General features: G+C 68.9%; 10 protein-coding genes. 7 read left to right on the top strand and 3 right to left on the bottom strand.

The genetic code is table 11. The features are described from left to right. Window positions 1-73: 73 nt before the first annotated feature. Window positions 74-1,093, bottom strand: coding sequence for an ROK family protein (locus tag WMI84_RS13505; RefSeq protein WP_347353996.1), 1,020 nt, complete (start codon window positions 1,091-1,093; stop codon window positions 74-76). Between the two features lie 327 nt (window positions 1,094-1,420). On the opposite strand from WMI84_RS13505, the gene WMI84_RS13500 reads away from it, so the two are divergent. The 5 genes from WMI84_RS13500 (at window position 1,421) to WMI84_RS13480 (ending at window position 5,958) form a co-directional block, all read left to right on the top strand. Further along, window positions 1,421-2,467, top strand: coding sequence for a substrate-binding domain-containing protein (locus WMI84_RS13500; RefSeq protein ID WP_347353994.1), 1,047 nt, complete (start codon window positions 1,421-1,423; stop codon window positions 2,465-2,467). A 43-nt stretch (window positions 2,468-2,510) separates the two neighbouring features. Continuing rightward, the gene (locus tag WMI84_RS13495; protein ID WP_347353992.1) at window positions 2,511-3,443 is read left to right on the top strand and encodes an ABC transporter permease; all 933 of its coding nucleotides are present in this window, start codon (window positions 2,511-2,513) and stop codon (window positions 3,441-3,443) included. Beyond that, a complete protein-coding gene (locus WMI84_RS13490; RefSeq protein WP_347353991.1) occupies window positions 3,440-4,261 on the top strand; it encodes an ATP-binding cassette domain-containing protein in 822 nt (273 codons plus the stop codon). Before WMI84_RS13495 ends, WMI84_RS13490 begins: the two co-directional genes overlap by 4 nt. Window positions 4,262-4,384: 123 nt before the next feature. Continuing rightward, a complete protein-coding gene (locus WMI84_RS13485) occupies window positions 4,385-5,278 on the top strand; it encodes a sugar phosphate isomerase/epimerase (protein ID WP_347353989.1) in 894 nt (297 codons plus the stop codon). After that, window positions 5,275-5,958 (top strand): nucleoside/nucleotide kinase family protein, encoded by a 684-nt coding sequence (locus WMI84_RS13480; protein WP_347353987.1) that lies wholly within the window; start codon window positions 5,275-5,277, stop codon window positions 5,956-5,958. Before WMI84_RS13485 ends, WMI84_RS13480 begins: the two co-directional genes overlap by 4 nt. A 30-nt stretch (window positions 5,959-5,988) precedes the next feature. Here the strand turns inward: WMI84_RS13480 and WMI84_RS13475 are convergent, their stop codons facing one another. Both WMI84_RS13475 and WMI84_RS13470 read right to left on the bottom strand, forming a co-directional pair. Further along, window positions 5,989-6,447 (bottom strand): hypothetical protein, encoded by a 459-nt coding sequence (locus tag WMI84_RS13475; RefSeq protein WP_347353985.1) that lies wholly within the window; start codon window positions 6,445-6,447, stop codon window positions 5,989-5,991. Between the two features lie 153 nt (window positions 6,448-6,600). After that, a complete protein-coding gene (locus WMI84_RS13470; RefSeq protein ID WP_347353983.1) occupies window positions 6,601-8,094 on the bottom strand; it encodes a Fis family transcriptional regulator in 1,494 nt (497 codons plus the stop codon). A 178-nt stretch (window positions 8,095-8,272) separates the two neighbouring features. Here WMI84_RS13470 and WMI84_RS13465 point away from each other — a divergent pair, with 178 nt between their 5' ends. Continuing rightward, window positions 8,273-10,198: a hypothetical protein gene (locus WMI84_RS13465; protein ID WP_347353981.1), complete on the top strand. Its 1,926-nt coding sequence runs from the start codon at window positions 8,273-8,275 to the stop codon at window positions 10,196-10,198. A gap of 2 nt (window positions 10,199-10,200) precedes the next feature. After that, a partial coding sequence (locus tag WMI84_RS13460; protein ID WP_347353979.1) for a class I SAM-dependent DNA methyltransferase occupies window positions 10,201-11,414 on the top strand: 1,214 nt, incomplete at its 3' end.

Genomic DNA, 11,414 nt, shown 5'->3' with positions numbered 1-11,414 from the left:
GTCATACACGCCGTCGAGTTCATTGGCAGACTGATGGCACGTGGCGCCACCCACGAGAAAACCATGACGAGGGTCAATTCGCACGCGCAACGAGTGCGTCTATACGCCGTGGCGCGAACAGGTGGTCGCACAGCGCCGTGACGAGCCCGCTGACACCAGCGAGTTCCCCTTGTTCTGCAGGGATGATCTGAAGATGTCGAGTCGCCAGTGGGAGGGATCGTGCGTAAACGGACTCTCGCACACCCGCGAACAGGTGGCTCTCCGCTGCGGACAGCTCGCCCCCAAGCACCACGACCTCTGGGTTGAGGAGGCTGACTGCGTCGGACAGGGCGATGCCGATTATGCGTCCGGCATCCCTGACGAGACGGGTTGCCATCGCGTTGCCGCCTCGGACCAGCCGGACCACGTCCGGTACGGACGCGACCTGGAGTCCACTAGCGCGTAGGTCGCGCACTATGGCCCACCCACCGGCATACGCTTCGGTACATCCATGGTTCCCACATCGGCATTCCGGTGGCTCTCCTTTCCCGGGGACGAAGACCTGTATGTGCCCAATATCGCCGGCGGCTCCGTCGGCGCCGCGGAAGATTGAGCCACCCGTGATGAGGCCGGCACCGATACCTGTTCCGAGCTTCAGCATGACCATAGACCTGACTTTGGGGTGAGCGAGCCGATGCTCGCCAATCGTCATTGCATTGGCGTCATTTTCGACGATGACAGGGCAGGCGAAGTGTTCAGTGACGTATGGGCGTATCGGGACGCGGTCCCAGCCACTCATGATCGGTGGACTGATGACCATCCCAGCAGCACTGTCTACAGGACCCGGCAGCCCCACTCCTACACCCAGGACCCGTGTAGGGCCCGCGCCGAGTTCACTGAGCATGGTTGTGAGCCGTACCAGTAGGCTGGTCAGCCATCGTTTCGGTCCGGTGGTGATGTCCATCGAGATCCGCGACTGTGCCAATACCGTCCCGTCTAGGTCCGTGACTGCGGCACGGACTCCAGTCGCCCCGCCGTCTCCGATCAGCAGGACTCCATCCTCATAACGGAACCTGAAACGGATGGGTGGTCGACCCCTCGTCGTCGCGGCCATCTCGGTTGGTGTGATCAGGCCTGCTCGTTGCAGGGCATCCAGCCGAAGTCCGACGGTAGCTCGCGACAGGCCTGTTCGTTCCACAAGGTCCGCGCGTGTGAGCTCTCCGTGGGTGCGGATGAGGGTAAGCACATGCCCGGGGCTGCCCGGACGGTCCCATCCATCCATCACGGTCGCCTCCTCGCCGAGCCGAGTGCCCTGGTGTGGGCTGCCTCCTGATTCTAACAAGCGCTGACGTGGTTTTGCTTGACACCTAGCAGAAACATGAGGTTCACTTGGCGGAAGTCGGACAGGGCGGTCCGGCTCTCCAAACCAAGAGAGGCCCACATGACACACACCCACACCCCTCGTCTCGCGTTCGTCTTGGGTGCCGGCGTTCTTGTTGCCGGTCTGGCTGCCTGCGGAGGCGGTTCCTCGCCGAGTGCCGGATCCACGGGCGCGACCCCGGGCACCACCAACGCGAAGATCGCCGCCGTCATCAAAGGCCTCGACAACCCGTTCTTCCAGACCATGGAGGCCGGGATCAACGCGCAGGCCAAGTCGGCGTCCGCCAGCGTCACGGTCCAGGCTGCGACCTCGGTCACGGACACGAGTGGTCAGGCGGACAAGCTAACCAGCCTCGCGGGGCAGGACTACGGGTGCTTCATCATTAACCCGATCACCGGCACGAACCTCATTCAGGGCGTCGCGCAGATCTCTGCCAAGAACGTGCCGATCGTGAACATCGACCTCCCGATCGACAAGGCCGCCGCGCAAGCTGCGGGCGCGAAGATCGCGACCTACATCGGCACCGACAACGTGGAGGCGGGCACCATGGCCGGCAAGGAGATGGGGGCGCTTCTGCCCAGCGGCGGAGACGTCGCCCTGGTCGGCGGCATTGCTGGTGACGTCACGAGCGGTGCCAGACTCGAAGGCTTCCAGAAGGGCATTCCGGGCAACATCAAGGTCGTCCAGACGGTCGCAGCGGACTGGGACCGTCAGCAGGCGCTGACCAAGGCGTCGGACATCATGCGCGCCAAGCCGGACTTGAAGGGCTTCTTCGTCGCCAACGACGACATGGGTCTGGGCGTTGCTCGTGCCGTCGCGAATTCCGGTAAGACTGGGCAGATCAAGGTGATCAGCGTGGACGGGAACAAGGACGCTTTCGAGGCCATCAAGGCTGGAGACCTCAACGCGACGGTCGCTCAGTATCCCTACGTCATCGGCATGATGGGTGTGGAGGCCTGCCAGGCGGCCATCGGGGGCAAGACCCTGCCCGAGTCCGTGAAGGCGCCCGTCCAGGTCGTCACCAAGGACAACGTCGACAAGGCGCTCAGTGCGGCTCCCAAGCCCGGCGAGTCATACGACGACCCGTTCCAAGCCCTCTTGAAGTGACGGGACGCCCATGACGACCGCACCCACTGCTGCCCCGAGCAGGATGGCAGCTTTTCGTGACCTGTCCAAGTGGGCCGACTGGGCCGCGCTCGTCGGCCTGATCGTCCTGGTCATCGTCTTCCAGTCGCTCAACTCGACCTTCCTGTCCGCCGGCAACATCCGTTCGATGCTCGTCGCTGCGGCCATCCTGATCGTGCTCACCATCGGGCAGACCTTCGTCGTCGCGACCGCAGGCATCGACCTGTCGATCGCCTCGATCATGACCCTGTCCGCGGTCGTCTTCGGCATGGTGTTCGTCGGTGGACTGGGTCTGCCGCTTGCCATCATCGCCGCGATCATCGCCGGTGCGCTCGTCGGGTGGGCCAACGGGCTGCTCATCGCTCGCGGCAAGATCACCGACTTCATCGTCACCCTGGCGACGCTCTCGGCGGCCTCGGGGCTGGCCCTGATCCTCTCGGACGGCAAGCCGGCAACGATCATCAGCGCTCCACTGCTCAAGCTTTCTACCGGTGCGGTCGGGATCATCGGCTACAGCGTGATCATTGCCTTGGTCATCGCGGTCATCGCCCACGTGGTGCTGTTCCACACCCGGTTCGGCACGCACGTGCTCGCAACCGGCGGCAACGTGGAGGCAGCGAACGCGACCGGGGTGCGCACCGAGCGCGTGAAGACGATCGTCTACGTGATCTCTGGCCTCCTTGCCGGGGTCGCCGCCGTGCTCCTGGTTGCGCGGGTCGGCGCGGCTGAACCAGCGGCGAACACTGCCTTCCTGCTCAACTCTGTCGCCGCGGTCGTGCTCGGTGGGGTCAGTCTGTTCGGCGGTCGCGCGACCATCATCGGCCCGGTGATCGGTGCCCTGCTGCTGACGGCGCTCGTCAACGGCCTGACGCTGCTGGGCGTCTCGCAGTTCTACCAACCCCTGGCGGTGGGCATCGTCGTCATCCTTGCCGCCTTCCTCACGAGGTTCCAGAAATGAACGAAGAGACCACGACCCCAACGTCAACCGTTCCGCTGCACTACGACGTCCCGGACGACGCACTCCTCGATGTGCGCGACGTGTCCCTCTCTTTCGGCCAGGTCCGCGCCCTGCGTGATGTCACCATGCACGCTCGCCGGGGCGAGGTCACCGCCATCGTCGGTGACAACGGTGCCGGCAAGTCAACCCTCATCCGGTGCGTCAGCGGCATCCACCGGCCCGACGCAGGCACCATCAGCTTCGACGGCGAGAGGATCCACTTCCACTCGCCCGAGGACGCCCGTGAGGCCGGCATCGAGACCGTCCATCAGAACCTCGCCCTGGTCGAGGACCTCACGGTCTGGCAGAACCTCTTCCTCAACCGCGAGGTCGTCCGCGGCTTCGGCCCGTTCAAGTTCCTCGACCGCGGCACGATGCGCAAGGAGGCGGCCCGGATGGTGTCGAGCCTCGCGGTCAACGTTCCGGCTGTCGGCTCTCGCGTCCGACGGCTCAGCGGTGGGCAACGTCAGGCCGTATCCATCTGTCGCGCGGCCGGATTCACCTCGAAACTGATCATCATGGACGAGCCCACGGCGGCGCTCGGCGTGCAGGAGACCGCACGCGTCGAAGAGCTCATCATACGGCTCCGGAACGAGGGTCATGCGATCATCCTGATCAGCCACAACTTCGCCCAGGTCCTCAAGCTGAGCGACGCGGTCTGGATCATGCGCGCTGGGCGCTGCGTCGCCGGGCGGCGCACCGTGCAGACCAACGGTGACGAGATCGTGGCGCTCATCACCGGCGCCCGTGCAGGTGACCTGGAGGATGTCCCGACCTGAGCGCCGTCCGGAGCGGTTACGAACGAGCCCTCCACATACCGATCCCGTTGCAATCGCGCCCGCGTGCACGTCCAATCGATGCGCACAAGGACCCAGTAGACACAAGAACATGAAGGAAGCCAGATGACCAACCAACCCGCACCCGCGGCCAAGGCCGTGGCGAACCAGATCGGCGTGCATGCACTCGTCTTCGTCGGAGACACGTCCCCGGCGAGCGTCGAGGCGGCCGTCACCCGAACCGCGGCGGTCGGCTACGACCTGCTCGAGTTCTCACTGCACGACTCGATCAACCTCGACCGCGCCGCTACGCGAGCATTGCTCAAGCAGCACGGCCTGTCCGCGGCGTGCTCCCGGGGCCTCGCCCGCGACGCAGATGTCTCCAGCGAGGACCCCGCCGTCGTCGCTCGCGGTCAAGAGCTGCTCCGCGAGTCGCTCCGGCTCACCGCGGACATCGGTGGCACCGTCCTGACCGGCGCCCTCTACAGTGCCTTCGGGAAGGCGCCCGGCCCGCTGAGCAAGGCGGGGCGCGACCATGTCGTCGGGGTTCTCAAGGAGCTGGCGCAAGAGGCGGCCCCACTCGAGGTCACCCTCGGGCTGGAGGTGTGCAACCGCTACGAGACCAACGTCGTGAACACGGCCCACGACGCGCTCGCGCTCGCGGACGACATCGGCGCCGACAACGTCATGATCCACCTCGACAGCTACCACATGAACATCGAGGAGAGCGACTTCGTCAAGCCGGTGCTGGAGGTGGGGGACCGGCTGGGTTACGTCCACGTCGGTGAGAACCACCGCGGATACCTGGGCTCGGGTCACCTCGACTTCGACTCCTTCTTCGGGGTGCTCCGCAGCACCGGGTATCGCGGTCCGGTCACCTTCGAGTCCTTCTCCTCGGCGGTGCTCGCCCCCGGCCTGTCCAACGACCTCGCCATCTGGCGCAACCTGTGGGACGACGGCGATAACCTCGCCCGACACGCCCACGCCTTCATCAAGGCCGGCCTCACCCCGCCGGCATGACCACGAGCCTGGGCATCGCCCACCTTGCCGAGGCCGCGATCGAGTTGGTCGGCGACAAACGCAGGGCCATCCTGGGCATCGCCGGCGCTCCCGGCGCCGGCAAGTCCACGCTGGCGGACGCCCTCCTCGCGACGGTGGCCGAGCGGCGAGGAGCCGACTGGGTCGCCCACGTGCCGATGGACGGCTTCCATCTCGCCGATGTCCAGCTCGACCGGCTCGGTTCCCGCTCGAGGAAGGGCGCGCCCGACACCTTCGACGCGGACGGGTACGCCCACCTGCTCGGGCGCCTGCTCGAGGAGCCCGACTCGTGGGTCTACGCTCCGGGGTTCGAACGGACACTGGAGCAGCCCATCGCCGCGGCGATGGTCGTGCCCCCGGCCGCTCGGCTCGTGGTCACCGAAGGGAACTACCTGCTCCTGCCCGAGCCGCGGTGGCAGGCGGCGCGTGAACGTCTGGCCCAGGTGTGGCTCGTCACCGGTGACGACGAACTTCGCCGTTCGCGACTGGTCGCCCGCCACGTCGCCTTCGGCAAGTCGCCGCAGGAAGCCGCGAGGTGGGTCGACCGGTCGGACGAGGCCAACGCGCGGCTGGTTGCCGCCGCTGCCGGTCGTGCCGACCGCATCGTCGTTGCGTCCGACTCCGGCTGGGCGATCGGATCCCCCGCCGACAACAGATCGTGATGGGGGCCTGGACCCGGGCCCGGATGCACCTCACCGCCTGGTCCAGTCGCTGCAGCCGTTCGACTCGAAGAACTTGTCGTGCTTCTTGATCGTGACGACGACCTGGCCGGAGGTGTTGCCGTTGGCGATGATCGAGTCGAGCCCGTCCGACCCGGACAGCCTTGCCCAGTAGCAGTTCCCACTGGGCGACGCCTTGGAGACGTATGTCCCCGGCTTCACGTCGACGCCGACCTGGTAGGTGCCGTCGCCCGCCATCGCGACGGCCGGGGGCGGTGGGCCCACCCTGACCGTCGTCTTCGGGCCGGGCACCTTGACTGTCTTGGTCACGGTCGGCCCCGGCACGGTGCTCTGTGCACCTGGTGCGGTGACCGTGACGGCCGGGGTCGCGGCGGTGGGTGTCGCATCCGGCGCGCTCGACCCTCCGGCCGCGCCGATCCCGAAGGCGACCAGTGCCGTCGCTGTATACCCGATGACGTGCTTTGTGTTCACGATTGTCCTTCTGAGTTTGTCCAGATTTGATGGTAGGTGGTTAGGGCCTCTTGCGTCCGGCGAACTGTGCGGACCGGCCGCGCCCCCTCAACGCGGCCGGCCCAGCCGGTGGCGGGTCGGCCGGCCCCCTCCTCCGGCCGACCCGCGAGAGGATCAGGCCGCGCCGGTGCCGGTCCCGTCCTCGTCGGAGGCGTCCGACACCAGGTCGGCCGCCTCCAGGGCAACCCCGCGCAACGCGTCGAGCGCCTTCCCCAGGTGGCGCTCCACCCCCGACTGCACGGTGTTGCACTCCCTGTCGATCGTGTCCGCCCCCCGGCGGACCGACCCGGATGCCTTGCGGATGGCGTTGATCCGCTCCATCAGGCCCATGGCCGCCGTGATGCTCTCCTCGGCGGTCTCGAGCCCCTCGACGTCCCGGCGCGACGAGGCCACGACCGCACTCGTCCGCATGAGCTGCACGACGGTGCGCAGCAGGTCCGGCTCGTCGACGCCCGGGTCGAACGCCACGACCACCCGGCGCGGGCCGAGCACCCGGATCGTCTGGCCCTTGTTCTGGGCGACGTTGCGGACCACGCCGACCGAGGCCGTCGCCTCACGGTTGCGCTCGGCCGCCTCGAGATAGTCGTTCCAGTCGCGGCTGTCGCTCGAGTCGTGCATCTCGATCACGACACGCGCTGGGCCGCCGCCGACCGTGAGCACGCCGTCGCCCTTCTTGCAGCTGCGGATCGTGCCGGCGAAGCCGCCCGTGGCGACGTACTCGTCACCGAGCCCGGCCGCGATCCGCTCCATCACCGCGCCGACCGCCGCCTCGAAGCCGCCGCCCTTGAGCGGCGTGACGCTGGCCGTCCTCGCGGCGGCCTGCCGCGCCGCCTGCTGCACCTCGACCGCCTTCGCGAGCTGCTCGACCTTCCCGACGAGGGCAGCGTGGTTCTTGTCCATCGACGCGGTCAGGGCCTGCTGCTGCTCCGCCAGTGCCGCCGCCTGCTTGGCGAACGGCGACGTCGGGTCGGCCGGGTCGAACTGCCGGCTCACCTTGTCCAGGAGCTTGTCGGTCTGCTCGAAGGCCCGCTCGCCCATGGCGCGCCCGGCGGCGTCGAGGACCGGGCCGAGCCTGGCCAGCAGCTCCGGGTGCTCGCCGCCGATCAGCCGCTCGATGTCGTCGCGCAGGGCCTTCGTCGACAGCTCCACCGTCGCCGCGAAGCCCTTGCGGCCCGCTGCCTCGGTGTCGAGGATCGCCTTGCGCGCCGCGTCCGCGGCCTTGCCCATGGCGTCCGCGGCGACCGTCGCCGCCGTCGCCGTTGCCTTCGCGGCGAGCTCGCTCGACTCGACGGTCCGCGTACCCACCTCGCTGACGAGCCTCTCGAGCTCGAACGTGTCCTGCGCGGCCCCGGCCGACGCGATCGCCCTGGCCCCGATGCCGAGCGCCTGGGTCACGAACGGCGCGAGATCCGTCGAGCCCATCCCGTCGGCACCGTCATCCCTGGCAGCCCCGTCGGCCCCGACCGCGGCGCTGCGGGTGCCGGCCGCCCAGCGACGAGCCTGCGCCACGACCTCCGAGTCCGTGACGGTCAGGTGGTCGATGACGACGGCCGGCGTGGCGGCGTCGAAGGACACCGCAGCGGGTGTTGTGATGGTGCGGTCGCTCATGATGACTCCTCTGGTTCGCCGGAGCGGGGGTGCTGCCGGTGGACCGAGACTCGCCGTTCTCGAAGGAACCGCCTAACCAACGGCCCGATAACCCCCCTTATCAGCGTTCGCCGGGCCAAGATCGCTCGGCTGCCCTACGGTGAACCACAGACGTCACCTACCGAGGGAGGGAGACACCATGAGGACCGCGTCGGCCCTGCACCTCTCGCTCTCCGACGTCGCCCGCCTCGCCGGTGTCCAGCGCCCGGTCGCCACCATGTGGCGCAAGCGCCCCCACGAGGCCCGTCCCTTCCCGGAGCCGGTCGCGACCATCGGCGGCCAGGAGCGCTTCGACGCCTTCGAGATCGCCGACTACCTCGCCACCACCGGTCGCGGCAACACCCGCGTCGAGCGCGAGGACGTCGCCGCCCATGCCACCCTGGCCGGGGTCGCCGGCCTGCCCGAGTCGTCGGTGTTCACCGCCCTGACCGCGCTGCTCACCCTCAGCGTCCTCACCGGCGAGCCGCTCTCCGGTCTCACGAGTGCCGGTGTGCTCGCCCTCGCCGCCGACGCCGACCCCGGTGACACGTACGTGCGCCGTGAGCTCGAGGCCGTCGCAGGCGACCTCGCCACTCTCGCCGCGCACACCGACGCCCTCGCCGATGCGTCCTACTCCGTCCCCGCCGCGTTCGAGCTGCTGCTGCGTCAACAGCGTCGCTCGCTGCCCGGGCGGGCCGCCGTCGCCCTTCGCGACGAGGCGGTCGAGCTCGTGGCCCGCGTCGCGGGCGCCCTTGCCGCCGAAGCGGACTGGGCGACGCCCGTGTTCGCCGACGTCACCGACGGCAGCGGCGACCTGCTGCTCAAGACCATTCAGGGGTATGCCGCTGAGCCGGCTCCCAGCGCCGCCACCGTCCCGCTCGACACCCCTTCCGCACGGCTGGTCCGACGCCGACTCAGGGCGCACGACATCCATCGCATCGACGCGGGGGTCGATGACGCCGGCTCGGCCCTGCCGGCGGCGGAGTCCGACGGCACCGTGCACGTCCTGCAGCTGCCGACTGTGGCGGCTCCCGCCATGCCGGACGTCGAGGTCCTCGACGTCATCGGTGACCTGCTCGTGCAGCTCGCGCCCGACTCCAGGGTCGTGGTGATCGGTCCGGCGACCGCACTGGCGGACCAGCCCGCGAACGCCGAAGCGGATCGGGCGAGGGATGCCGTCCTGCGCAGCGGCCGGCTGCGCGCCGTCGTCCGGCTGCCCGCCGGGCTCATGGTCCAGTCGCCTCGCCGGCACCTCGCGTTGTGGGCGCTCGGGCCGACCTACGCCGACGTGCCAATCGCCGAGCGCTGGACGTTCGTCGGCGACCTGTCCGACACGGCCCTCGACGCGTCCGTGCTCGAAGATGTCGTGACGGACGTCGTCGCGTCGATGACGAGCCCGCGCGTGGCGCGAACGCACGCCTACCGATTCGCTCGGCCGGTCCCGACGACCAGGCTGATCCCCGGACGGAAGGCCTTGGTTGGCAGCCCGATCCGCAGGCGGGACGGGGCCGTCGGCATCGTGACGCTCGGTGACGCGACCGACCGGCGGATGTGCCGCGTCCTGCCCGGCAACCGGGTGCGCCCCGACGACCTGCTCACCCACGGGCGGCGAGCCGTCGGGCCGAGTGAGCTGCTCGGCGAGTCGCCGATCGGCGGACGGGCGGTCGACCCGGTGACGTTCCCGTCGGCGTACCCGTCGTCGCGGTACACCGAGCCGGGCGACCTCGTCTTCTGCACTGCGCCGCGCGTCGCGGCGTGGGTCGACCGCGAGGGCGGCTCGGTCGTGCTCAGCCCCGCTCGGTCGGTGCGGGTCGTCGGAGGCGGGGACAGCGGCATACCACCGCTGTCTCCGGACGTGATCGCGGCGGACATCGCCCGCGCGGCCGGTGCTGCGACGGGCGAGGCGAAGGACTGGCGCCGCTGGCCCATCCGGCTCGTCCCGCGCGAGCGGCTGGCCGCTCTGAAAGCGGAGCTCGACCGGGTCGCGGCCGAGCGAGCAGCCCTGACAGCACGACTCGCCGACCTCGACGTCCAAGCGGCGCGGGCCATTGACGAGGCGACCAGACCCCAACCGGAAGGACACTGACGATGCCACCGAGGAGCAAGAAGGCAGCGGCCACGACCGCCCCGTCGACGATGAAGGAGCTGAAGGACACCCTGTGGAGGGCCGCCGACAAGCTGCGCGGCTCGATGGACGCCTCGCAGTACAAGGACGTCGTGCTCGGGCTGGTCTTCCTCAAGTACGTCTCCGACTCGTTCACCGCGCGCCGTGACGAGCTGCGCCGTGAGCTGGTCGAGTTCGGTATCCCGGAGGACCGGCTCGAGGGCGAGCTGAACGACGTGGACGAATACCGCGCCCACAACGTGTTCTTCGTGCCGCGGACCGCGCGGTGGGAGTACCTGTCGACGCACGCGAAGGGCCTGCCCGCGCAGGACGGCGAGCCGGGCAAGACCATTGGGCAGCTCGTCGACGACGCGTTCGTGCTGCTCGTCGGGGCCAACCCGATCCTCAAGGGCGCTGTGCCGAGCGGGTTCAACCGCGAGTCGGTGGACCAGCGCCGGCTCGGGGAGCTGCTCGACATCCTCAACACGGCGAGGTTCGCCGGGGACGGGGCTGCCAGGGCGCGGGACCTGCTCGGCGAGGTGTACGAGTACTTCCTCGAGAAGTTCGCCCAGGCCGAGGGCAAACGCGGCGGCGAGTTCTTCACCCCGCCGTCGGTGGTGCGGGTGCTCGTCAACGTCCTCGAGCCGGCGCAGGGGCGGATCTACGACCCGTGCTGCGGGTCGGGGGGCATGTTCGTGCAGGCCGAAAAGTTCCTCGAGGCGCACGACCGGGACAAGACCGCGTTGTCGATCTACGGGCAGGAGCTGAACGAGCGGACCTGGCGGATGGCCCGGATGAACCTGGCGATCCACGGCCTGAACGGCAACCTCGGCCCGGTCTGGGGAGACACGTTCGCCCGCGACATGCATGCGGACATGCAGGCCGACTACGTGCTGGCCAACCCGCCGTTCAACATCAAGGACTGGCACCGCAACCAGGACGACCCCCGTTGGCGGTATGGCGTGCCCCCGGCCGGGAACGCGAACTACGCGTGGATCCAGCACATCCTGAGCAAGCTCGCGCCCGGCGGGTCGGCTGGTGTGGTCATGGCGAATGGGTCGATGTCGACGACCTCGGGCGGGGAGGGCGAGATCCGCGCCCAGATCGTCGAGGCGGACCTCGTGTCGTGCATGGTCGCGCTGCCGAGCCAGCTGTTCCGAAGCACCGGGATCCCGGCGTGCCTGTGGTTCTTCGCGAC

This window comes from Intrasporangium sp. (genome assembly GCF_039812505.1).
Classification (GTDB): domain Bacteria; phylum Actinomycetota; class Actinomycetes; order Actinomycetales; family Dermatophilaceae; genus Intrasporangium_A.
Note: the sequence above shows the minus strand (reverse complement) of the source record. Positions and strands in the feature narration are given on the sequence as shown.